The organism is Paraburkholderia phymatum (genome assembly GCF_038900715.1).
GTDB lineage: Bacteria > Pseudomonadota > Gammaproteobacteria > Burkholderiales > Burkholderiaceae > Paraburkholderia > Paraburkholderia phymatum_A.
On the sequence record NZ_JAYMRZ010000002.1, the window covers coordinates 631,845 to 653,670 of the forward strand.

General features: G+C 60.9%; 21 protein-coding genes and 1 pseudogene. 5 read left to right on the plus strand and 17 right to left on the minus strand.

All coding sequences use genetic code 11. The features are described from left to right. Positions 1-76: 76 nt before the first annotated feature. Positions 77-838 (plus strand): IclR family transcriptional regulator, encoded by a 762-nt coding sequence (locus VSR68_RS06185; protein WP_342938938.1) that lies wholly within the window; start codon positions 77-79, stop codon positions 836-838. Positions 839-1,419: 581 nt separating this feature from the next. Here the strand turns inward: VSR68_RS06185 and VSR68_RS06190 are convergent. The 3 genes from VSR68_RS06190 to VSR68_RS06200 all read right to left on the minus strand — a co-directional run bounded on the left by VSR68_RS06190 (position 1,420) and on the right by VSR68_RS06200 (position 2,802). Next, positions 1,420-2,235, minus strand: coding sequence for an alpha/beta hydrolase (locus VSR68_RS06190; RefSeq protein ID WP_342938939.1), 816 nt, complete (start codon positions 2,233-2,235; stop codon positions 1,420-1,422). A gap of 42 nt (positions 2,236-2,277) precedes the next feature. Beyond that, the gene (locus tag VSR68_RS06195; protein WP_342938940.1) at positions 2,278-2,448 is read right to left on the minus strand and encodes a DUF3563 family protein; all 171 of its coding nucleotides are present in this window, start codon (positions 2,446-2,448) and stop codon (positions 2,278-2,280) included. A gap of 231 nt (positions 2,449-2,679) precedes the next feature. Beyond that, positions 2,680-2,802 carry a tautomerase family protein gene (locus tag VSR68_RS06200; protein WP_342938941.1) on the minus strand — a complete coding sequence of 41 codons (123 nt, stop codon included), beginning with the start codon at positions 2,800-2,802 and terminating at the stop codon, positions 2,680-2,682. Between the two features lie 645 nt (positions 2,803-3,447). On the opposite strand from VSR68_RS06200, the gene VSR68_RS06205 reads away from it, so the two are divergent. Beyond that, the gene (locus tag VSR68_RS06205) at positions 3,448-3,942 is read left to right on the plus strand and encodes a hypothetical protein (RefSeq protein ID WP_342938942.1); all 495 of its coding nucleotides are present in this window, start codon (positions 3,448-3,450) and stop codon (positions 3,940-3,942) included. A gap of 344 nt (positions 3,943-4,286) precedes the next feature. Here VSR68_RS06205 and VSR68_RS06210 read toward each other — a convergent pair whose 3' ends face one another. Further along, a complete protein-coding gene (locus tag VSR68_RS06210) occupies positions 4,287-4,598 on the minus strand; it encodes a DUF4148 domain-containing protein (RefSeq protein ID WP_342938943.1) in 312 nt (103 codons plus the stop codon). Positions 4,599-5,912: 1,314 nt separating this feature from the next. Here VSR68_RS06210 and VSR68_RS06215 point away from each other — a divergent pair. Further along, positions 5,913-7,499, plus strand: coding sequence for a TrkA C-terminal domain-containing protein (locus VSR68_RS06215; RefSeq protein ID WP_342938944.1), 1,587 nt, complete (start codon positions 5,913-5,915; stop codon positions 7,497-7,499). Between the two features lie 226 nt (positions 7,500-7,725). Here the strand turns inward: VSR68_RS06215 and VSR68_RS06220 are convergent, their stop codons facing one another. The 10 genes and pseudogenes from VSR68_RS06220 to VSR68_RS06265 form a co-directional block, all read right to left on the minus strand. After that, the gene (locus tag VSR68_RS06220) at positions 7,726-8,655 is read right to left on the minus strand and encodes a DUF2950 domain-containing protein (RefSeq protein ID WP_342938996.1); all 930 of its coding nucleotides are present in this window, start codon (positions 8,653-8,655) and stop codon (positions 7,726-7,728) included. Positions 8,656-8,665: 10 nt separating this feature from the next. Continuing rightward, positions 8,666-10,069: a DUF3300 domain-containing protein gene (locus VSR68_RS06225; protein WP_342938945.1), complete on the minus strand. Its 1,404-nt coding sequence runs from the start codon at positions 10,067-10,069 to the stop codon at positions 8,666-8,668. A 386-nt stretch (positions 10,070-10,455) separates the two neighbouring features. Continuing rightward, complete coding sequence (locus VSR68_RS06230; protein ID WP_342938946.1) at positions 10,456-10,722, minus strand: hypothetical protein; 267 nt, start codon at positions 10,720-10,722, stop codon at positions 10,456-10,458. Between the two features lie 313 nt (positions 10,723-11,035). Then, on the minus strand, positions 11,036-13,129 hold the full coding sequence (gene glgX / locus VSR68_RS06235; protein ID WP_342938947.1) for a glycogen debranching protein GlgX: 2,094 nt from the start codon (positions 13,127-13,129) through the stop codon (positions 11,036-11,038). After that, the gene (locus tag VSR68_RS06240; RefSeq protein WP_342938948.1) at positions 13,116-13,232 is read right to left on the minus strand and encodes a glycogen/starch/alpha-glucan phosphorylase; all 117 of its coding nucleotides are present in this window, start codon (positions 13,230-13,232) and stop codon (positions 13,116-13,118) included. Before VSR68_RS06240 ends, glgX begins: the two co-directional genes overlap by 14 nt. After that, positions 13,207-13,566: pseudogene (locus tag VSR68_RS06245) on the minus strand (glycogen phosphorylase); the annotation flags it as partial. The pseudogene VSR68_RS06245 and the gene VSR68_RS06240, both read right to left, overlap by 26 nt. A 29-nt stretch (positions 13,567-13,595) precedes the next feature. Next, positions 13,596-15,992 carry a phosphoketolase family protein gene (locus tag VSR68_RS06250; RefSeq protein WP_342938949.1) on the minus strand — a complete coding sequence of 799 codons (2,397 nt, stop codon included), beginning with the start codon at positions 15,990-15,992 and terminating at the stop codon, positions 13,596-13,598. Between the two features lie 497 nt (positions 15,993-16,489). Next, on the minus strand, positions 16,490-17,485 hold the full coding sequence (locus VSR68_RS06255) for a 2-hydroxyacid dehydrogenase (RefSeq protein ID WP_342938950.1): 996 nt from the start codon (positions 17,483-17,485) through the stop codon (positions 16,490-16,492). Between the two features lie 311 nt (positions 17,486-17,796). Then, positions 17,797-18,423 carry a hypothetical protein gene (locus tag VSR68_RS06260; RefSeq protein ID WP_342938951.1) on the minus strand — a complete coding sequence of 209 codons (627 nt, stop codon included), beginning with the start codon at positions 18,421-18,423 and terminating at the stop codon, positions 17,797-17,799. 149 nt (positions 18,424-18,572) lie between these two features. Then, a complete protein-coding gene (locus VSR68_RS06265; protein WP_342938952.1) occupies positions 18,573-19,043 on the minus strand; it encodes a glycine zipper domain-containing protein in 471 nt (156 codons plus the stop codon). Positions 19,044-19,138: 95 nt separating this feature from the next. On the opposite strand from VSR68_RS06265, the gene VSR68_RS06270 reads away from it, so the two are divergent. Next, entirely contained in the window at positions 19,139-19,465 is a 327-nt protein-coding gene (locus VSR68_RS06270; RefSeq protein WP_428983462.1) for a MotA/TolQ/ExbB proton channel family protein, read from the plus strand. A 34-nt stretch (positions 19,466-19,499) separates the two neighbouring features. Here VSR68_RS06270 and VSR68_RS06275 read toward each other — a convergent pair whose 3' ends face one another. After that, on the minus strand, positions 19,500-20,174 hold the full coding sequence (locus VSR68_RS06275; protein ID WP_342938953.1) for an alpha/beta hydrolase: 675 nt from the start codon (positions 20,172-20,174) through the stop codon (positions 19,500-19,502). A 237-nt stretch (positions 20,175-20,411) separates the two neighbouring features. On the opposite strand from VSR68_RS06275, the gene VSR68_RS06280 reads away from it, so the two are divergent. Then, positions 20,412-20,795: a TraR/DksA family transcriptional regulator gene (locus VSR68_RS06280; protein ID WP_342938954.1), complete on the plus strand. Its 384-nt coding sequence runs from the start codon at positions 20,412-20,414 to the stop codon at positions 20,793-20,795. A gap of 268 nt (positions 20,796-21,063) precedes the next feature. Here VSR68_RS06280 and VSR68_RS06285 read toward each other — a convergent pair whose 3' ends face one another. Further along, positions 21,064-21,366, minus strand: a complete 303-nt coding sequence (locus tag VSR68_RS06285; RefSeq protein ID WP_342938955.1) for a type II toxin-antitoxin system RelE/ParE family toxin — start codon at positions 21,364-21,366, stop codon at positions 21,064-21,066. Continuing rightward, a complete protein-coding gene (locus VSR68_RS06290; RefSeq protein ID WP_342938956.1) occupies positions 21,363-21,620 on the minus strand; it encodes a type II toxin-antitoxin system ParD family antitoxin in 258 nt (85 codons plus the stop codon). Before VSR68_RS06290 ends, VSR68_RS06285 begins: the two co-directional genes overlap by 4 nt. Between the last annotated feature and the right edge of the window lie 206 nt (positions 21,621-21,826).

The window sequence follows — 21,826 nt, forward strand, 5'->3', positions numbered from 1 at the left end:
CGCATCCATCGCATAAGAACGGACGACAACAACAGAAGAACGAGCTGCGATCCCTATCGCCGACGGAGTCTACGGAATGTCTGCATCAGAATCGTCACGGGCCCGGGGCGTGGACCGCGTGATCGGCATTTTCAGGGAACTGCATGTTGCGCGGCGTCCACTGACGATGCGCGAGCTGATCGACGCGACGCGTGCGCCGCGTTCGAGCGTCTACGAGCTGGTCACGATACTCACGGAGGCGGGTTGGCTCGAAACAGCCGCCGACGGCAGCGTGTTTTTCGGACGCGAGATGCACTACTACGGCGCCGATTACGCGATGCACAACGATCTCATCACCCGCGCTCATCAAACCATACTCGGTCTCGTGCGCAAGTACGACGAGACCACGCAACTGTGCATGCTGGAAGGCAACAAGTACACGGTAGTGCTGTCGGAGAACAGCGCGCGCCCGTTCAACATCACCTCCGATATCGGCGTGAAGGTGCCGATCCCGTGGACGGCAACGGGGCGCCTGTTGCTCGGACATCTGACCGACGCGGACGTCCACGCGCTGATTCCGGACGAAGACTACATACTGGATGACGGTCGCCGCATCGGATTCGACGACTTCATGCGGGACGTTCGCGATGCGTGTGCGCGGGGCTATTGCTGCACGGAGGGTCTCTCGATGTCGTTCCGGCTTTGCATGGCCGCGCCTGTGCGCGATCGTACCGGCCTGCCCATCGCGGCGCTGTGCTTCATGACGGGGCGCGACACTGATCCCGCCAGGCGGGCCGCGATGCTCGACGAGCTGATTGCCTCGGCGAAGGCGTTGTCGCAGCCGTCCATGCGTACGTGAAACCGGCCGTCAGCCCTGTTCGGGCGCGCCACCTTCGAAGGCGGGTGCCGTTCTCGGCCCGGTCAGCATCGCGGGTTGAAGGATCATCAAGTTGCTCCCGGCGGAGCCTCGAGCTTTCCGCGAGCGGCCGGGTGGGTAGCGTCAAGCAGCATGGATGATCAAGATGGGTGTCGCCGCGCAGCCGGGTTGATTCCTTTCACGAACGTCGGGCAATTGAGCTCAGCCGACATCCGAATGTCAGGTCCGCTACACCAACGAACGATTCTTTATGGCCCGAACCCGGTCCGATGCTGAACCGACGAGGTGGGCGCGGCCAAAGCGGATCGTGTCCGGCAGCAGTCGGACCCACTGCCGCCCGCAGCGCTGGGGTGACGGCGAAGACAGCGTTGAAGGGCGAAGCAGCCGTTCAATTGATCGCGCGACTGAAAACGAACGGCGGGTAAGTCCTGAAGGTTATCTACCAAGGAGCGCCCTTCCTCGTTCACCTACGTCGTTGGCGGCATTGTCGCTCCACCCACGTGAAAAGTGGCTCACCTCAATCGTTTCGACCGGTAGGCGCCTTTGTCCAGTGTGCGATCGCCTCAGGCGCCACACCGCAGCGCGCACTCATCCCACTCGCCGATATGCCGCGCGATCGCCGCATTGACGGTCTGCGCATGCGTAAGCGGCCCCATGTGACCCGCTTCGGGCACAACGATCAGCTTCGCGGCCGGCATCAATGAGGGCAAGGTCTCAGCGATCAGACGCGTCGGCGCCGGCGCGTGCTCGCCGCGCATCACGAGCGTTGGGATGTGCAGTTTTGCGTAGGCGCTCGCGGGCGTCGGCTCGTGAATCAGCGCGCGAAAATCGAGCGGCGCCTTGGGCACCCAGCGCGTGAGCATCGCCTGCACCGAGGGGCGCAGCGCTGACCATGAGCCCTGCCCGCCCCAGTAATCGACAAACGAGCGCGCCGCACCGCGCCAGTCCCCCGCGACAACGCCTTCCGCCGTACGCGCCGCGATGTCCAGGATCTCCGCAAACTCGCGCGCGCCGCGCGGTCCCATCCCTTTGAGCAGATGAAATGCCGAGGGCTCGTACAGCGTGATGCTCGCTACACCATTGGGTCTTTCGAGCGCCGCACGCAACGCGACGCCGCCGCCATACGAATGACCGACGAGATGCACCTTGCCGCGCTGCCGATCGATTATTTCGACCGTGCGCACTGCTTCGTCCGCGAGCGTGAACGCATGCTCGCCGCTCCACGGTCCGACGCTGTCGCAGCCGTAATGCTCGGGCGCGACCAGCGCATAGCGCCCGTCGAGCTGTTCGCCAAGTGCACGCCATTGATTCGCGCCGGCCCCAGAGCAATGCAAGGCGACGACGGATTCCGGTTCATCGTTCGAAGAAAAGCTCGGCATGTCAGAATCCCGTCGGGTTTGTGGGTGTTCGATGGATGTGCATCAAGCGTCGCCTTCGATGGCGCGCATGCGTCGTTCGAGCTGGCCGATATCGGCACAAGACGCGAGGTACTCATCGCGCAGACCGTGCTCCGCTGTATTCAGAAGCGTTTCGATCCGTTCATCCAGGTACGCTAATAAAACATGTGCCATTGACATCAAATACATCAACATCCTGTCCTCCACTGGAGCGTGCCGCTGTCTTCAGAGCACCGAACGGATCGGTGGGTGTCGACGACTTATGCACCCGCCGTGCCAGTTTCGAGGAGTCCTTGCGTGCCGGGCTTTCGGCGTAATCATCCGGAATCTGCCAATACGAAGTGTCGGGTACGTGTGAACACTTTCAATCCTTAAAGACGCCCGGGAACAAACTCAATCGCCACTGTTGACTTCGTCAATGATCACTCACGTGACGGAGCGCATCGCCCCCTCGATCGACATCATTGCGTCGGACAACTTCTCCGCAATCTGTTTCTTTTGTGTTGGCGAGAACATGCCGTCAATCAGCTTCATCTTGATGAGTGGCATCTGGAGACTCCTTTGAAGGGAGGAGGGACTTTTTGGAATCCGCAGCGATGTGCTGCGCGACGTCGACTAGTCTCTGTCATCCGTCTACCTTGAGAAATGCCCAAGAAGCCGTTGAATCTGCCCCACCGTCCGAATTTATCTGCGGCAACGGGCGAAGCACAACTCGCAGCGCGCGGTCATCATTTGCAATGTTCGAGTTGCCCGGCAAGATTCCGGCGTTTGGTGACCAAGTGTGCGCAAGTCCGTAGTCAGAGCGGGATGCGTTGCGTGACCTGGTAGCGCCCCAACCGCAAGTTTCAAACAAGATTAAAAGCATGTGAGCACGGCTCGCCATTTGACGAAAGCGATGGCGGCCGACAGTTTGTCGGACCAGCCAGCTCCATTTTCAAGCGCTGTGTGCGGCGGCTCAGATTTCGACAGACATTCTGGCTGACGACTCTTTCCAATCTATCTGGTCGCGCCACCTGAATTTGGCTATAACAAACACAGAACAGGTGGTAAACATGCTACGGCCGGCTCTCGATTTGCCTATTGGCTATCTGCAAGCACGGTCAGCCTCTTGGACACAAGTCCCGAGGGGAGCGGAACCCTATCCGTCAGTTCGACCCGCCTGCCACGCCACTTCAACCGGTCGGGAGGCATGACATGAAGATGATTGGCTTGTTCGCACTGCTGGCGAGTGCCGCTGTGCAGGCTCAGGTCGCGCTGCCGTTGCCAGTTGCATACCCGACGCTGCTCGGGGTCTCGTGCGGCGGTGTACATGTCGCCAGCTATGTGACGGGATTCGACGAGAACGGGTATATTCGCGGCGAGGTCTACGCGTGGACCCGGTGCGGCGGTTCGGGGCGCGGCGGCAGCTACCAAAGCCAGACGTATCAGGCCTGGCACACCATCGTGTGGGACCTGCGTCAGCACTACAAGCTGCTACCTTATGACAGCGTGGTTCCCGACCCGGCATTCAGGGCCACCGATGCATACGGCAATAGCATCCTGGATACCTGTTCCGTTACAACCGATGGACAGCTGGCCTGCGTCGCCAGTGCCTATATTTACTATGTTCCTCCCACGATGGCGCCAATTTCGGACACCGCCCCCGTCAACAAGGCCGTTCCGATGAAACCGGTCGATCGCGATTGCTGAACTGCGAACGACCGCAGACGTGTAGCTGCCTGATGACCAGAGCGGGTACCCGAGATTGACTATCCAGGAAGGCCGAGCAGCAACGCTTCAACATCGCGAATTGAACGACTGGTTCCTGATGCGGAGCCGACGAATGAATGTCTGGGCAACGTTGCTCGCGAATGACGCTTCGCGGCCGGGAGCACCCGTTCCGCGAACGTTCTACAAAGCCGACGTTGGCGTCTTCAACGGCAGCTTTCCGGCACGGTGGATGAACGCATACTGCCGGCTAGCAACGGACGGTCGACTTCACTTCTTATTCGATCGTATCAAGAAGACGAGGTCCGTAGTGGCTCCGGGATTTCTCACCCGGGTTGAAACTGCTGGCACTCCGTTTCGAACCAATGGTCGACCAGGCGCTGCGCCGCGTGTAGATCCTCTGGGAAGTTTGGATCGTCGTTCCATGGTGACGGGTTGTAGCCCGCTTTCCTCAGGGCAGCAAGCTCGCTATGATGTTGCGCCGTCGTCGGAGGCGCGTTGCTCCTAAGTGCGGCGAGGTCACGGCACTCCGTTGGGCTCAGATGTGGGCCGCTTTGAGGCACGCCGCCAGCGGCACATCCCGCCAGCAGGAGCGCCAACGCAGTAAGCGTCGAGCGATATCTCGGGAGGTTTTCCATAGCGCATCTCCACGCGTCTGATTGGCACAGCGCAAGCGGTACGATGCCGCCGGTCGCGCGTGACATTCGCGTCGATTTTATCTTAGAGCAGTCACCGGAAGAGGCGCACTGTCCATCACAGTTACCCGACCACCGATTCATGGACGCCATCTATGATCCACGCTGACGAATCCGCACAGAATCGGGTCTACCAAATCCTTGTTCGACCCATGCGAACTCGACCACTATATGCCCGGAATCCGCGAGGGCGTGTACTCACCTATCTCTATCGCGGGCAAAACCCAGAGCAAAGCGGAGCCGGCGATGACAAGCGTTCAGGGCTTATATCGATGTCTGCGTTGTACCGACTTAAGCAACGCTGGCCGGCTCGCCTGAGATGGACTCACCCTTGTAGCGGGGTCAAGGGGCAACTCGGTCGTCTATCACACGCTGTGCGGCGCTAAGTCCCGCCGACAACGCGTCGTCCGCCGTGCCGAAGACGCGGTGTCCTTCCGTGACGAGCCGAATCGGTACGCCTATTGGTCTTCTCGGGTCCGCCGTGCAGATACTCACCACTGCAACGTACCCCACCGGAGGCCCATATGTGAATTCGCTCGACACAGCCCGCACAGACTCGAGCTCCACGGTGATTTCAAAGCCTTTGTACGAGTACACGTTTTCCATTGATTCACTCCCAGCCTGGCAGACCGCAAGGCGCTCGCATTGATGCCGGCTCACTGACAGCGTCGTCTTGTCGCCTGCAATCGTCTGGTACCGTGACGTGCAGACAATCGACGCCGCTGTTGATGGGACCGCGCCCCTCGACGAAGTCGCAATCGAGCAGCATGTGTATGGAATCAAGCGAACTGATATGCCGCCGTTAATCGGTGATGGCTTGCGTTGGGATCGATCGGATATGCGTTCATCGCGCGCGCCCTCAGTTCGTCAGGATATCGGCAGCTTCAACGAAACGCCAGCAACCAGGTTAAACACCTGTTCCAACGTTGATGGGCCGCAGGTGCCGCAACACGCCCTCGCCGCCGACGAATTAGACCAAGGTCCAATACAATTTTCCGGCACGGCATCCTACTCTAGCTACTTTCCGAGTGACATACCACACTCGTCAACGGCGAGATGCCGCCGTCGAAGCCGGGCATCACGGCGCAGGCTAGCGATGCCAGCTTGTGTTGCACAACCCCCAACATCGCTACGCGTACAAACTGCCGCGTGCATCGTCGCTATCGCCTCCCAGCAAAATTCGATTGCGCTGGGCAATCGGTATTGCATGGAGGCTTGAAAATGCACGCTATTTGCCGACACAAACGGTGAACCCGCATGAATGCAGTAAAGCTGTTTCTCGAAGCTCAGCCATTGTTCACACTCTTCCTCACCGTGGCACTCGGCTACATTGTCGGGGAAGTGAACATCAAGGGCGTCTGCCTCGGATCTGGAGCGGTCCTGTTCGTCGGTCTCGCGATTGGCGCCTTTGCGCCCAAATCGTCGCCACCGGCCCTGCTTGGTACGCTCGGACTTTTGCTGTTCCTTTATGGAATTGGTATTCAGTATGGCGCACAGTTTTTTAAGGGCCTGTCGAGCCCGGACGGCATCAAGGCGAATCTGGCGGCCTGTCTGGGCGTACTCGCAGCCGGTATCGGCGGGTGGTGTCTCGTCCCGCTCGCAAGCTTCCGGCTCGCAGATGCGCTCGGCATGTTTGCCGGGACCGGTACAAGTACAGCCAGCCTTCAGGCGGCAATCGCGACGCTTAAGAACAATGATGCGGCCGTGGCGTACAGCGTCACTTATCCTGTCGGCGTGGCCGGACCGATTCTGTTTCTTCTCCTGCTGAAGCTCGTTTTAAAGCCAAAAATCGATGCACCAAACGCAAAGATCATCGATATGGCCGAGATCGCGCTGGGGAATGCCGATTTCATTGGCCTTAAACTGTCCGAACTGACCGCTCGCCTTCCGCAAGGTCTCGCCATTGCCGCTGTGCGCCGTCAGCATCACAACCAGCTACCAGCCGCGGACCTGGTCTTGTTGCAGGACGACGTTTTGCTTGCCACAGCGACCGATCCGGAACTGTTGCGCAAGACCGCGGAACTTTGCGGTCAGTTGCAGCCCGGCAGAATCGCGAGCCATCGCGAAGACCTCGATTACATGCGTGTGTTCGCGTCGAGTCCGAGCGTGGTTGGCAGGTCCCTGCGTGAATTGCGCTTTCCCGAAGGGGTCACATGCTCGGTCGCTCACGTGCGACGTGGCGACGTAGACCTTCTGCCCAGCCCCGACATTGTGCTGGAGACAGGCGACCGGGTCGGCGTGCTCGTGAATCGCGCGCACATGCCCAAAATTCGCGCGTTCTTCGGTGATTCGATCAAAGGCACGGCGGATCTGAGCTTTGTCAGCCTCGGGATCGGCGCTGCAGCCGGCCTGCTGGCAGGCGCCGTCGCCCTGCCGCTACCCGGTACGGGCGGCTTCACCTTGGGTCTCGCCGCGCTGCTGATCCTCGCGCTCTGTCTCGGTAAAGCGCGGCGCAGCGGCCCATTCGTGTGGGTTATGCCGTTGTCGGCGAACCTGGTCCTGCGCAATCTCGGACTGACCATATTTCTTGCACAGGTCGGCATTTCATGCGGACCGAAATTTGTCGACACGGTTGGCACAGCTGGACCCCTATTGCTGCTGTTCGGGGTTCTCGTCTTGCTGGTGCTCGTGCTCGTCACCGCCGTATTCTCGATATGGGTCTTCAAACTCCCGTTCGACGCAGCGGTCGGCGTGATCTGTGGCGCGACAGGCAACCCGGCCATCCTCGCGTTCGCTAACCGCATCGCACCTACGGATCGCCCTGACGTCATGTACGCGATGATCTTCCCGTCCATGACCATCGTGAAAGTGCTCTTCGTGCAGCTCGCGATTTCCCTCTCGTAACGATCGCCCGTACCGAAGGAGATACTCGATTCGAACTCGCATTCGGATCGTCTGCTGCAACGACGCGGTGCAGTCCGTCTCCTATGCCCCTAAGGTCGGGACGCTGCAAATTTACGTGCGCATACGCTGCGTCACCTGCCGTGACAAGAGACCGAACCTGACGGCTCATCAAACAAGAGCCGCGTCATGTGCATCGTGTAGCCTGCGTGAAAGAGGACTCAGCGCGTTACTGAACATCGGCATCAGGCACCTTGCTCCAGCCCGGACCCGGGTCAAACGACTTCGTGGCCTCCGCTTTGGCGGCGCTGTCCGGTCCGAGGTCTCGTTGATAGACCTGCCCCGCGTGACTCACCATGAAACTCTTGATCCCAGTGTCTCCGTATTTGACGGGCCAGGCGATGACGGCGAATCCGCCGAATAACTTTCCTCCGACAACATAGCCATAGGCACCACCAGGCGCGTGCGATCCTTGCGACTCGAGCAGCTTGTAGTGGTACCCGTAGTAGCCGGCATTCTTCGCATTGCGCGAACTTGCATCAACGAACGCATCGCCGAGCGGACTCGGGGTCGCCTCCGGTCCGGTAGGCCAGTACAGACCGTCGTGTTTGCCAGGCGAACTCACCATCCTTGACGCATAGGCAAGCACGCCCTCGCCGTCGTGATTCGTTTGTGCATACTCGCGCTGCGCGTCGTAGATCGCGAGCATGGTCTGAATGACGGCCAGTTCATTGCGTCCGATGCGCCGCAATTGCATTTCTTCCGCGCCGGCGCGCGTGTCAAAGTGCCATCCCTGCTTGGTCTTGACGAGTGGTATCGGGAACGTCCAGCCATTGTCACCCACGACAATGTGGGTGCGTCCTGTTTCCGCCGGCTCGATCGTGTGGGACCTGGCCCATTCGGCGATAAACGTATCGCGCAACTCTCCTCCAACGGGTGGAATCAGTTCGCGAAAGTCATTGCCGAAGATCGTGCGCAACGCGTCTTCGCGGTCTTTCACCACTGCATCGCCAAAGGCGTTCATCGCTGCCTCTGGCGAGCTGAAGTTCTTTTGCGCATGCACTGCCGTTGTCGTTGCGACCGACAGGACGGCGACGGCCGCAAGGTTTGCGAGTTTGAGCGTCAGCCATTGCTGGACGACGCTTGAATGGAATTCCATGCTTCCCTCCTTAACGCCTGCCACCGCGGAATCCACCGCCGCCGCGCATGCCCGCACCACCGGAGGGCCGGTTAACCCCTGAACCCCGCATGCTCGAGCTACCCCTGTCGAAGTTGCGTTGCGCGGTACGGCCGCTCGTGCCCACGCCGTTGAATGCATTGTCGCGTCCGCCGCCGTAACCGCCGCCGCGATCGCCAGTGCTGACACGATTCACGTCACCTCCTGCGCGATTCGACGCGCCCCGGTTCGCGCCAGCAGAACGGTCTGCCGTCGCTGCGCGATTGCCTGCCCCTGCCCGGTCATTGGTGCCGGGACGGTTGTTACCCGCGTCGCTTCGGCCGCGATACTGGTCACGTGTGCCGGCACGCGGCGACTGCCCGGCGAATTTATCGCGCGTGGCATTGTCCCGATAGGCGACGCCCTGACGATGGCCCGCATCATGCTGCCATCGACCGCCCTGCCCCTGCACCTTGCTGCGATCGAAGTTGCGATTGATGTTCGCGGCCTTGTCGACGTTGATGTTGACGTCGCCTCCACCCCAACACGAGTTGCAGTCGCTGAAGATTGCACCGGCGGCAGCTATGCCAATGCCAAAGGCAAAGCCCGTCGCGAGCGCCGCACCGGGATAGTAGCCGGGATAATAGGCGGGATACGGCGGCCAGTAGTAAGGTGGATAGGCCGGATAGCTCCACGCGCCATACACGACAGTCGGATCATAGGCGGGCACATAGATCACCTGCGGGTTCGCGGGCTCGATCTTCACGATGGTCTGCGCGCCGCCAGCAGGCGCCTGTTCGACGATCACGTTCTGCTGTTCGTTCGACTTGAGATTGCCCGACTCCTTCGCGTGTGCCCGCAAGCGCTGCACGGCAGCGAAGACGTCCTTTTGCTGCGCAAGAAAGGCGTCGCCGAGCTTCTGGGTCCAGTCGATCTTGTCATTCATGGGCTCAAGTATCTGCGGAAACGCCACCAGCGATTTCACGCTCGTGTCCCACGGCTGGTTCTCGACCGCCTTCACGGCGGCGTCACCCTTCACATTCGGATTCGCTTTCACCCAACGCGCCGCGTGCACGATCTCCAGCGGATAGGTCGACGCCATCAACACCTGCGCCAGCACGGAGTCAGGGTAAAGCGCGATCGGCGCGACCAGGGCTTCGATCTCCTCTGGCTTGAATGGCGCTGGGCCCGACGCCACCGGGCCTGATGGTGCGGTGCCCGATTGCGCCGGGCCTGACGACGCGGTGTTCAATGACGCCGGGGCCGATTGCGGCGGGCTGGTTGGCGCGGTGCTCAATGACGCGGGGCCTGATGGCGGAGGGCTCGCCGGACCGTGATCTGCACACGAGGGGATAGCGGCCGGCAGAACCAGCCATAACAAGTAGGCTCTAGCCCGTCGGGCCTTCCAGTTGATCATGGCCACTCCGTCCGGCAGGTTCCTGTCGCGGACAACGAGGCGTTCCTGCCTGTCATAGAAGTCGCTGGTGCCTGCGTGCCTGGCTGCCCGGATGGTCCGGGCGTCGACTCGGGAAGCAAAGAGTCCGGGTTAAACTCAATCGCGAGTGTCTCCCATCCGACTCCGAACCAGTCACCAGTCGTGCGTTCCTTACCGCCAATAACGACCATCAGCAAAACGAAAGCAACAATGACATGGAGCCAGAACGCAGCCTGCTCGAATCCCTCGAAATCATGTTTCACGTCGAGTCTCGAAACGCAGGAAGACCTACGGGATGCATTGCGCGATATCTCTGACCGGCACGCGAACCCGACTGGCTGACCACCCAGACAATCGCGGACTACGTCTTACTGGCCCGAGCCGTGAGCGACTGACACCGCTGCGTCGCGCTTCTTCTTCGCTTCCGCTTTCTTGTGGTCATACACCTTTTTTGCAGCCGCGACTTCACGGTCGTATTCGCGATTCGCCGCAGCAACCTGCTGGTGCATCCTCACTATCTCATCCGGATGTTCAGCGCCCGCCGATTTGCCGGCCCCAGAATTGTCCTGCGCTCCAACGCCAAGGGACGCCAGTCCTAGCGTAGCGGCTATCAAGACTGCACTCGTGTGTTTCATGACGAACTCCCGATGTTGTGTCTTCGTTGTCTGTCTATCGGTCAGAAACCGACCGCTTCCAGCCTATACGCGTTGAAATGGATGTGGTATTGGACTTTGGTCCAATGACTGGTTGGTCGCAACGTGATGCTTACCAGAAAGCGCGGAAAGTCCTTCGCAAACGTGGAAGATGTAGAGCGCGTCGACCGATCGCGGTTCAGCGATCGCGAGTGACCCGTCTCACCCGGAACTAAACGCAGACCTGCGTAACGAGCCGCTCGAAAACGGAATCCGCGCTGCACGACTGAAGCGCGCCTTTTCGCTTACGTGGAATTCAGTCCGCTTCCAGCACGACGACCGTGCGCGGCTGTATCAAACAGTGATCCAGCTCAGTCGCTGCCGCGCGTGGCGACGAAACAATGTCATGCGGGCTGCTCTGCGCGGTATCGACGATCCGGTGCCAGCGTCTCCCGTCGAGGACAGTGGGAAGCGCGACATGACATGCCGAATCGTCCATGTTCAGGACCACACGAAGGAGCGGCTCTCCCGGATCTTCACCGCCCAGAGTAAATGCGAGAAGCCGCGCTCGTGGATTCTGCCACTCGGGCTCATGCAGTCGTTCGCCGTGCCATGCGATGTCCGGGTGCGCGTGGCCTCGCACGGGTCGCCCTGTCAGAAAGCGCCGCCGGCGCAGACTCGCGTGACGCTTGCGCAGTGCGATCAGTTCGCGCATGAACCGCAGCATCCCCGATGCGGACTCGACCTGACGCCAGTCGAACCACGAAAGCGCGTTGTCCTGGCAATAGCCATTGTTGTTGCCGTGCTGGCTACGGAGTGCTTCGTCGCCCGCGAGCATCATCGGCACGCCCTGGCTCAGAAAAAGTATGGCCATCAGATTGCGGGCCTGACGGCCTCGCAGCTGAACGATTCCCGCGTCATCCGTTTCGCCTTCCGCGCCGCAGTTCCATGACAGATTGTCGTTTGAGCCGTCACGGTTTTCTTCACCATTGGCCTCGTTGTGCTTGCCGTTGTAGCTGACAAGGTCATATAGCGTAAAGCCGTCGTGACAGGTGACGAAGTTCACGCTATTGCCCGGCAATCTGCCGTCGTCCGCATAAAGATCCGCGCTTCCTGCGATACAGGTTGCCACTGCGCCAATGATCCCGGCGTCGCCGCGCACGAAGCGGCGAATCACATCGCGGTAACGTCCATTCCATTCTGCCCACGCCATGCCCGGAAACGCCCCGACGTGATAGAGGCCAGCGGCATCCCACGCTTCCGCGATCAGCGGCACGCGCGACAGGATGCGCGACGATTCGATCGCCCATGGAAGTGGCGGATCGGTCATCAGTTCGCCGTGCCGGTCGCGCGCGAAGACACTGGCAAGATCGAACCTGAAGCCGTCGACGCCCATTTCTTCGACCCAGTATTCGAGGCAATGCACGATGAACGCCGTCACCAGCGGATGATTGCAGTTCACCGTGTTCCCACAGCCGGTGTAGTCGAGATAGCGGCGTGCGTCGCGGGGATCGTGCTGATAGAAGATGTCGTTGGCGAACCCCTTGAAGTTGATGACGGGTCCCGACTCGCCCGCTTCCGCCGTGTGATTGAAGACCACGTCGAGCAGCACCTGAATTCCCGCGGCGTGCATGGCGTCCGTCATCGCGCGAAATTCGTTCACGGCGTTTGCCGGATCGACGCAATAGCGCGGATGCGGACTGTAAAAACTATGCGTGCTGTAGCCCCAGTAGTTGACGAGACCGCGCGCGGCCACTGCGGCGGGCACATCCTGTTCGTCGAACGCCATCACGGGCAGCAGCTCGACATGCGTCACGCCGAGTTGCTGAAAATAGGGAATCTTTTCGATCAGTCCGTCGAATGTGCCGGGATGCCGAACGCCGCTCGATGGATCGCGTGTAAAGCCGCCGACATGAAGTTCGTAAATAATCGCGTGATCGAGGCCACGCGCAACCGGCAAGCGTGGCGCAGCCGTGGATTCGACGACAATCGCGCGGTAAGCCGCGTTCGCGACGTCCGCCAATTCGATGGCCTTGCGCCGGTCCCAGAGCATGTCGCTTACCGCATGCGCGAACGGATCAAGCAGTTCGCGGCGCGCGTCGAACGCATGCCCAGTGTTTTGAGTATCACGCGGCCCGTTCACTCGCCACGTGTAGAAGACGTGCGGAGCCAGATTCTCGACCAGTACGTGCCAATAGAAGAACGAGCGATTGTGCTCGGACGTAAGCACGACGACCTGGAAGGGCTCCGCGCTATCCGGCGCTTCATACAGCAGCAGTTCGACATGCGTCGCATGCCGGGAGAAGATGCAAAAGTTGACACCTTCCGGCACCACGGTCGCGCCTGGCGGAAAACGTGATCCGGCGCGTACGGCATAACGCTGGACCGGTTCGGCATCAGCTTCGGTCAAGGTCGATTCTCACGGGAGAGATCTTCCAGATGCGCTCGCAGTACTCGCTTATCGCGCGATCCGAAGAAAATTTCCCGGAGCGCGCCGTATTCAGAACCGACATGCGAGTCCAGCGCGCCGGGTCTTGCCTCGATGCCGAGGTTGACGAGATTGTTGCCGAGCTGCGGCCCGATCAGGAACTCGGCGGAGAGGTAGCACGCAATCCTCAACTCGCGCGCCGCATAGGTTTGAATCGTCGCCTCCCAGCGCGCCAGCATGCGATCGCGCACACTGTAGGCGAGCGCCATGTACCAGTCGTGCGGTGTTGCGATGGCCGGCGGGCGGGCCTGCAAACAGGTGAGATTGTCCAGCACGCCGCGCCGCAGCGCATCGGCATTCAGCCCGCTACGCGCGAGATCGCCGTTGCGCGTTGCGCTGTCGATCGTGTCGGCGGCCATGGTGTACCCCTCCGGTTATCGGGCGGCGTTCAATCCGGCCATACCCAGTCGGTGATCTCCGCGCGGTCGATGCCATGCGTGTGCGCGTAGTTCAGGTTGCTGATGATTGCGTTCTTCATGTCTTCCCTGAGATGCGCAGTCCGCCCTTGCAAACGCGGCACGCGGTCGAGCACATCGATCACCAGATTGAAGCGGTCGACCTGATTCAGTATCGCCAGTTCGAGCGGCGTGTTGATGTTGCCCTTCTCCTTGTAGCCGCGCACGTGCAGATGCTCGTGATTGCGGAACCGATAGGCGAGCTTGTGAATCAGCCACGGGTAGCCGTGGAAGTTGAAGATCACCGGCTTGTCCACCGTGAAGAGGCTGTCGAATTCGCGCTCGGTCGAGCCATGCGGATGTTCGCTCGCGGGCTGCATCCTGAAGAGATCGACGACGTTCACGAAGCGCAGCCGGAGTTCGGGCAGCCGCTCACGCAGGATGGCCGTAGCCGCAAGCGCCTCCTGGGTCGCGACGTCGCCGCATGAGGCCATCACGACATCCGGCTCCTCGCCCTCGTCGTTGCTCGCGCGCCGCCACACGCCAAGTCCCTTCGCGCAGTGCACGATGGCCTCGTCGATGGTGGTGAATTGCAGATGCTTCTGCTTGTCTGCGACGATCACGTTGATGCAGTCGGTCGAGCGCAGACATTCGTCGGCTACGGCAAGCAGCGTGTTCGCATCGGGCGGAAGATAGACGCGCGTCACGGACGGGCTCTTGTTGGTGACGAGATCGATGAAGCCCGGGTCCTGATGCGAGAAGCCGTTGTGATCCTGCCGCCACACCGTCGACGACAGCAGGATGTTTTGCGACGACACCGACGCGCGCCACGGCACGTGGTTCTTGCAGATGTCGAGCCACTTCGCGTGCTGGTTGAACATCGAATCGATCACATGCGCGAACGCTTCATAAGTGTGGAAGAAACCATGCCGCCCCGAAAGCAGATAGCCTTCGAGCCACCCCATCAGCGTGTGTTCGGACAGTATCTCCATCACCCGGCCGTCGCGCGCCAGTTCTCCGCCGTCTTCGTCCTCCTGCAGCATGTCGGCCATCCAGACCTTCTTGCTGACCTCGTAGATCGACTGAAGGCGGTTGGACGCCGTTTCGTCGGGGCCGAACACACGGAAGGTGCGCATGTTCTCGCGCATCGTGTCGCGCAAAAATTCCCCGAGCGGCCTGGTGTTCTCTTGCAGCACCTTACCCGCCTGTGTCACGTCCACCGCATAGTCGCGGAAATCGGGCAGCTTCAATTCCCTGCGCAGCATGCCGCCGTTGGCGTGCGGATTGGCGCTGAGGCGGCGCAGCCCTTCAGGGGCGAGCGCTTTCAGCTCGGGAATCAGCCGCCCGTCGGCGTCGAACAGTTCTTCGGCCTTGTAGCTGCGCAGCCAGCTTTCCAGCAATTCCAGGTTCGCAGGGTTGCCGCGCACGTCGGCGAACGGCACCTGATGCGAGCGCCACGAGCCTTCGACCTTGTGGCCACGGATCGTCTTGGGGCCCGTCCAGCCCTTGGGCGTACGCAGCACGATCATCGGCCAGCGCGGCCGCTCGACATCACCGCCCGCGCGCGCCTTCTCGTGAATTGCGCGGATCTCGGCGACGATCGCATCGAGCGTGCTCGCCATCTTCTGATGCATCTCAATATGGTCCGACCCTTCGACGAAATAGGGCGTGTATCCATAGCCGACGAACAGTGCCTCCAGTTCATCGTGACTGATACGCGAGAGCACCGTCGGGTTGGCGATCTTGTAGCCGTTCAGGTTGAGAATCGGCAGCACGGTGCCGTCGCGCGCCGGATTGACGAACTTGTTCGAATGCCACGCGGTGGCGAGCGGTCCCGTCTCCGCTTCGCCGTCACCGACGACACAGGTTACGATCAGGTCGGGATTATCGAGCGCCGCGCCGTACGCATGTGACAGGCTGTAGCCCAGTTCGCCGCCTTCGTGAATCGAGCCGGGCGTCTCGGGCGTCACATGCGAGCCGATATGCCCGGGAAACGAAAACTGCTTGAAGAACTTCTGCATGCCTTCTACATCTTCGCTCTTGTCGGGATACACTTCCGAGTAAGTGCCTTCGAGATATGCAGGGCCGAGCACGCCGGGCGCGCCATGCCCTGGGCCCGCCATGAAGATCACATTGAGATCGTCGCGCTTGATGACGCGGTTCAGGTGCGCCCACACGAACGACAGCGCCGGGCTCGCGCCCCAGTGCCCGAGAAGGCGCTGCTTCACATGCTCGGCCTTCAGCGGTTCCCGCAGCAGCGGATTGTCGATCAGATAGATCATGCCAACGGACAGGTAGTTGCATGCCCGCCACCAGGCATCGATCAGCCGAAGTTCGTCGGAGCTCAGGGGAGTTTGCTGCGAAGCGTCTGACGAGGAGTGCTTGTCCATATCGACCTCTCCTTCGGGTAGCTGCATTGGCGCTTCAGTGAATCTGCCGGGCCGCGTCGCGCCAGTGGGCGGTCTTGCTACATCCGTAGTGCTGCCAGGGGAAATATGCGTACAACAAGCCAGAATACGTTACCGCGGGTGCATTTCAAGTCGATGTACACACGGTCATTTTTTCGTCATGTACGGCCCGCTCATCCGTCGATCCGTTTGGAAGCATCGGCGCCGCCCGCCCGGCAGCGAGAAGCGCATCGTACCGTCCACGGATGGCAGCCACAGGTATGGCGCCACTGCGAATTGCCAGTAGTCGTCCGCATCGCGTCGCGTCGGCGCAGCGTCCGACGCCTACGCGAACGTCGCGACGAACGTCAGGGCGGCGATGCATCCGCAGTATCCGCGCATGAAAGGAGTCTCCTCTGCTTCCATTCGAATGAACGCGCCGCCCGGCCGAATCGGCTTCCGATCTGATGAATGCGCTGCCGCATATCGGCAGGCATGAGTCACGGGACCTTGATTTCGTTTTCGAGCGTCTGTCCTTGCTCGAATGCCGTTGCGCTTTGCAGCGTCGTTTCGCAGATCGTGGTCAGCGCTTCCCGCGTCAGAAACGCCTGGTGCCCCGTCACGATTACATTTGGGAAGGAGACCAGCCGCTGGATGAGGTCGTCCGCAATCACGACGCTCGATAGATCCCTGAAGAACAGGTTTGCCTCCTGCTCGTAGACGTCGATCGCGAGGCCGCCCAGCTGACCGGATTTGAGGGCTTCGATGGCAGCCTCGGTATCGATCAGCGCGCCACGGCTCGTGTTGATCAGCAGCGCGCCCGGCTTGGCGCGCGACAGCGTTTCAGCGTTGATGATGTGGTGCGTCGTTGGCGTCAGCGGACAGTGCAGCGAAATGACGTCCGCTCTCTCCCCAATCTCACCGGGGGCCGCGTAACGCGCGCCCAGCGCCTCGAACTCCCGCGACGGCATCGGATCGTAGCCGATCACTTCACAGCCGAAGCCGAGCATGATCTTCCCGAACACACGACCGATCTTGCCGGTGCCGACCACAGCGACCGTCTTGCCCGCCAGGTCGAAACCGATCAGGCCGTCGAGCGAAAAATTCGAATCGCGCGTCCGGTTGTACGCGCGATGGATTTTCCGGTTGATCGCGAGCAGCAGCGCCACCGCATGTTCCGCGACGGAGTTCGGCGAATAGTCGACTACGCGAACGACTTTCATCCCGAGTCGGGCCGCCGCCTCCAGATCGACGTTGTTGAAGCCGGTGCAGCGCAGCGCCACCAACCGCGTGCCGGCTTGCTGGAGGGCTTCCAGCACCCAGGCGTCCGCGCGATCGTTGACGAAAATGCAGACAGCGGGGTAGCCGGTTGCAAGTCCTGCTGACTCGGCCGTCAGCGGCACTTCGAAGAAATTCAGCCTGTGATGCCCGTTCGCGTTGGCCTCGTCGAGGTAGCGGCGCTCATAGGGCGTCGAGCTGAAAATGGCGATCTCCATGGCGTGCCTCCAATCTCCGGATAATCGCGATAAAAGCCAGAACCACGGCGCGCGTCACGCCCGCGCACAGGCAGCGTGAGACTGTTGCGGGAATTTCAGGGCAGAGGGTGGTCACTGGAAAGACTAGATCATGCGCGCGCGGGATGATATGGGACCTTGGTCCAACGGCCGCGCCCTCAGTGCACGGTTACGCGTAATGGACCGGTATGCGAGAAATAATCAGGCGCCTCACCTTTCAATCGTCGGCGAGTGCCGTTTTCGCAGACATAGGATTTCGGCACACTCCGCCGCAGCGACTGCGGGAACGATCTTCACCGGATTTCGGGGATAGTCTTCACCGAAGAGCCGCCTCGAGTGTCAAGAAAGCGGATTTTTTCGAAATTTTCGTCATCGTCCGGTACGGGCAAAAAGAGCGAGAAATGAAAGACCTCGGTATCACCGGACAGATCGATATTGCAGAATTTGAGTCCTTCAACCCGGTTAGTGAAAAGGATTCCTACATGGGTGCCGCCCGGCGGGATCGGATTCTTGAAGGACGCTTTATAGAAGCGGTCGTCGATGTGCACTTTCGCTGCACCGCCGGGTCGCGTATGTACTGGCCACGCGGACTCGAACGGCAAGTAATAACCCCCGCCGTTTTCGGTGCGGAACATCCATAAGTAAAGCAAGGTTCTGTTCGTCACCTCGACCCAGACCGGTTGCACGTCAGCTATGTTCAGGTTGGTACCGAACATGCGCTCGTCGTCGTCGGCACTCAGCACGGCAGCGCTCACCCGTACACCGTGACTTTCCGCCGTCACGGCACGGGCGCGCAACGATGCGTCATCAGCACGCGTCGACGACGGAGCACTGTTTGCACTTGCGTTGAGGGCGAGTAACAGGCACCCCGCGCAGAGTGCATCTACGATCTGACGCAATCGGCGTAGTGGAGTTGTCATGGGCCGCCCGGAAACAAGCTACGCCGAGCCCGGTGAGGGCGTCTGCAGCACGACGTCTAGCGCACGTGGACAAAGCGGTGTCCGCATTGCGGTCGTCTGGGAGGCACAGGACGATCTATCGAGGCTTGTGTGCCTCCGTTACTTGCTGCTCAGTGCATGGTGTATCCACGTCCGCTCATACAGGCAGAATAGGCCTGGTTCCATGCGCCCATGGCGTTCTGTTTCTGCGCCTCAGCGTTGGCCTGCGCGTTCCGCTGGTTCTGGCGCGCACGCATCCCGCCACCCATCGTTCCCGCGACCGCGCCAACGGCGGCGCCCTTACCTGCGTCGCCCGCAATCGCACCGATGACGGCACCACCTGCCGCGCCTCGCGCGGCGCCGCCAACCCGTTCTCCGCCGCCTACCGCGGGTCCGGACGGAGGCGGAGGCGTTGCGGCGACAGCTGTCGGATCAATGCCGGTTTTCGACTTGGCCCACGACGCACATTGTCCCTCGTCCTGCTGCTGTTTCTGTGCGCTTTGGCCTTTGGCCGGATAGGCGACCGGCTGCGCTTGAGCAAGAGCCTGGCAACACAGCAGCGTCGCGATAACGCTAATGTGGTAAATCCTTAAGGCGTTCATAAGAGCCCCCTGTATGGTGGCGTGCTCTCACCTAGTCTATTCGGTCCACTGAATTAGCGGTAGAAATCTCGCAAGTCTATCCGGGGCGACCGCAGATGTCGCATCTCATGGAAGACTCTTTGAGAAAGATGCGAAACTGCGATCTCGATCGTTTCCGTTTTTGTCGACTAACCGGGAGTCGCAATCGACCTCCTTGGCAGTTATTCGGCGGCAACGGGCTCGTCGATCCAGGCGGGGTCACGGGCGGTGTCGCGTGGTCGCTGGTAGCGACGGCAATCGGGTTGATCGTCGCTGTCTTTGCACTCTTCGAGTTCAACTACTTCTCGCGGCGGCTCGAACGTCTGATGGACGAACTCGAACTGTTTGCCAACGCGCGGCTCAACGAGCTTCGCCTCAAACACGGTGCGCGAGGAAAACCGTGATGAAGCTCAGACGCTTACGCTGGTGGGTGCAGCATCACGCGTTATCGCGTGCATTGTTACGCGAGTTGCCGGGGTAGCGCTCGAACCATTGCACAGCGAGCCGCGCGACCACTTCCAGCGCGCCGTTCTCCTCGAACAGGTGCGTCGCGCCGGGAACGATCATCAGATCTTTCGGGCCTTCGAGCAGCGCGAACGCCGCGCGATTGAGTTCGATGACGTGGGTATCGAGCCCGCCGACCACCAGCAGCGTCGGCACGTGCACTGACGAGAGCACGTCGCGTCCCGCGAGATCGGGCCTCCCGCCTCGCGAAACAATGGCCTGGATCGGAACAGACGATACCCGCGCCGCACGGATCGCTGCAGCGGCGCCCGTGCTCGCGCCGAAATAGCCAACGGAAAGCGGTGGCGTCTGCCGCGCCGCGATCCATTCCGTCGCTTGCGCGAGACGCGCCGCCAGAAGGTCGATGTCGAAGCGGGCAGCCGGGCCGCTGTCTTCCTGCTCGGAGAGCAGGTCCATCAGCAGCGTTTCGATGCCCGCCCGATTGAGTTCCGCGGCCACGTAACGGTTGCGCGGGCTGAACCGCGAGCTGCCGCTGCCGTGCGCGAACAGAACCAGTGCACGAGCGTTTTGCGGCCGCGTAAGCGTGCCCATCAGACTCACGTCCTTCACGGGAATTGTGACCTCTTGCACAGGTTGCCGAGATTCCATGGCATCCTCCCCGTTCACCATTCAACGCATGCCGTTCCAACCCCATATCCGAGCGTCTCGTCGGCTTCGCTAACGACGGGTCGATACTGCTGCTTTGCAAAACCTATACTTGACGCATGCCAGTCGAACTCGAATCGCACGCGAGTTAAACACCTGATCGGCGGGAATGTAATCTGACAGAAGGCCTTCGCGATGCCACCGTTGTGCGTGGCGTTACAGAACACATCGAACCTGTCCATGATCACCCTCACATCTTCCGAACTCATGCTGTTACAGCAAAGGCTCCGCGAGCGCCGTCGTGAGTTGCAGGCGACGCTGCACGGCGAATACGGAGATCTCGCCGGAGCGAGGCCGCCCGAAGCGCTGGGCCCCGAGTCGCATCCCGACGAGACCGCATCGCGGAAGGCCGGCGACGAGTTGCGCGCTGCGCTCGCGCGGCACGATTTCGACGAGCTGCAGCAGATCAACGCGGCGCTGGCCCGCATCGCCGCCGGCCTCTATGGCGCATGCGTCGAGTGCGGGGACCCGATCGGTTATGAGCGGCTTGTCGCCGCGCCCTACACGGCCCGCTGCGTTTCGTGCCAGACCGCGTATGAACGACACCGCGCGACCCGCCAATAAGAGACTCATCAGGTACAAAATGCCTTGCTGGTGAGACACACGCAGTAACCGCGCCCATGGACATCCGGAAAACCCACCGATGTGTGCCTCATCGGAAATGGCGAAGCAAGTCGCGTTTTCATACATGCGGGCGTCCGCATTCACCGCTGCACGGTAAAGCCGATGGGCAATCGGCAAAGGCACGCGTTTGCGCAGAACATCGCCGTTCTTGAGCAAACGTCACACCCGCGGAAGCAATCGGATCGTTGTTGGATGGCTCACGCAAACTTCAGGGGAACAGTATCGCCGAGTAGTTGCGCGCGCTGTGCAGGATGTGAATAACGTCGATGCGCTCGGGGGGCTCTCCAACGACACGATAGAAAATCTGATGACCACCGTGAACGTAGTGACGCACGCCGCGGTCTTCGTAGCGCGGCACCATCGGGAATACAACGTACACATCGGTAAGCCGCCGGCACCTGTCGCGCAGCTCGCGCACGAAACTCAGCGCACGACGGGGATTGTCGCGGGCCAGGTAATCGCCGATGGCCTGAAGGTCGGCCTCCGCGTCAGGAAGGATCTGGACAATCATTGCCGGGTGCTCGCCATCGCACGGTACTTTGCTTCCAGTCGGTCGAACACGTCCCTGGCGGGCTTGCCCCGTCCGGCCTCCGAATCGGCAATGCCGCGATCGATGATCGCATCCAGCGCGTTGAGTTGCAGTTCGCGATCCTGAATGAGCTTCACGCCTTCGCGCAGTACCTCGCTTTCAGAGGCGTAGTGACCCGACTCAACCAACTTCGCGACATAGCCCTCAAGCTGTTGCCCAAGATCCGCATTGATCATAGCTATACCTCGGAACGTTCATTCGCCAGACCGTCCGATAAATATTATAGGGCGATGCGGCACAGCCGGTCCGCACACCGACGCGGCCGAATTATCCGGAAGTGTGCGGTGTGCGCAGGCGACCGCCACGGCGTCCTGCATGGTTTTGCTGGCGAGCGTCCTTTACTCGCCGCGCAGGTCATCGTGGATACCCTGGACCTTCGAGC

What these genes read in the sequence shown, in the direction of transcription:
- VSR68_RS06185 (WP_342938938.1), top strand. Translation starts at nt 77, where the DNA reads ATGTCTGCATCAGAATCGTCACGGGCCCGGGGCGTGGACCGCGTGATC.
- VSR68_RS06255 (WP_342938950.1), bottom strand. Translation starts at nt 17,485, where the DNA reads ATGGAGATCGCCATTTTCAGCTCGACGCCCTATGAGCGCCGCTACCTC.
- VSR68_RS06215 (WP_342938944.1), top strand. Translation starts at nt 5,913, where the DNA reads ATGAATGCAGTAAAGCTGTTTCTCGAAGCTCAGCCATTGTTCACACTC.
- VSR68_RS06240 (WP_342938948.1), bottom strand. Translation starts at nt 13,232, where the DNA reads ATGTCGGTTCTGAATACGGCGCGCTCCGGGAAATTTTCTTCGGATCGC.
- VSR68_RS06205 (WP_342938942.1), top strand. Translation starts at nt 3,448, where the DNA reads ATGAAGATGATTGGCTTGTTCGCACTGCTGGCGAGTGCCGCTGTGCAG.
- VSR68_RS06265 (WP_342938952.1), bottom strand. Translation starts at nt 19,043, where the DNA reads ATGAACGCCTTAAGGATTTACCACATTAGCGTTATCGCGACGCTGCTG.
- VSR68_RS06280 (WP_342938954.1), top strand. Translation starts at nt 20,412, where the DNA reads ATGATCACCCTCACATCTTCCGAACTCATGCTGTTACAGCAAAGGCTC.
- VSR68_RS06285 (WP_342938955.1), bottom strand. Translation starts at nt 21,366, where the DNA reads ATGATTGTCCAGATCCTTCCTGACGCGGAGGCCGACCTTCAGGCCATC.
- VSR68_RS06290 (WP_342938956.1), bottom strand. Translation starts at nt 21,620, where the DNA reads ATGATCAATGCGGATCTTGGGCAACAGCTTGAGGGCTATGTCGCGAAG.
- VSR68_RS06220 (WP_342938996.1), bottom strand. Translation starts at nt 8,655, where the DNA reads ATGGAATTCCATTCAAGCGTCGTCCAGCAATGGCTGACGCTCAAACTC.
- VSR68_RS06210 (WP_342938943.1), bottom strand. Translation starts at nt 4,598, where the DNA reads ATGGAAAACCTCCCGAGATATCGCTCGACGCTTACTGCGTTGGCGCTC.
- VSR68_RS06275 (WP_342938953.1), bottom strand. Translation starts at nt 20,174, where the DNA reads ATGGAATCTCGGCAACCTGTGCAAGAGGTCACAATTCCCGTGAAGGAC.
- VSR68_RS06190 (WP_342938939.1), bottom strand. Translation starts at nt 2,235, where the DNA reads ATGCCGAGCTTTTCTTCGAACGATGAACCGGAATCCGTCGTCGCCTTG.
- VSR68_RS06270 (WP_428983462.1), top strand. Translation starts at nt 19,139, where the DNA reads ATGTCGCATCTCATGGAAGACTCTTTGAGAAAGATGCGAAACTGCGAT.
- VSR68_RS06200 (WP_342938941.1), bottom strand. Translation starts at nt 2,802, where the DNA reads ATGCCACTCATCAAGATGAAGCTGATTGACGGCATGTTCTCGCCAACA.
- VSR68_RS06225 (WP_342938945.1), bottom strand. Translation starts at nt 10,069, where the DNA reads ATGATCAACTGGAAGGCCCGACGGGCTAGAGCCTACTTGTTATGGCTG.
- VSR68_RS06195 (WP_342938940.1), bottom strand. Translation starts at nt 2,448, where the DNA reads ATGTTGATGTATTTGATGTCAATGGCACATGTTTTATTAGCGTACCTG.
- VSR68_RS06250 (WP_342938949.1), bottom strand. Translation starts at nt 15,992, where the DNA reads ATGGACAAGCACTCCTCGTCAGACGCTTCGCAGCAAACTCCCCTGAGC.
- VSR68_RS06230 (WP_342938946.1), bottom strand. Translation starts at nt 10,722, where the DNA reads ATGAAACACACGAGTGCAGTCTTGATAGCCGCTACGCTAGGACTGGCG.
- VSR68_RS06260 (WP_342938951.1), bottom strand. Translation starts at nt 18,423, where the DNA reads ATGACAACTCCACTACGCCGATTGCGTCAGATCGTAGATGCACTCTGC.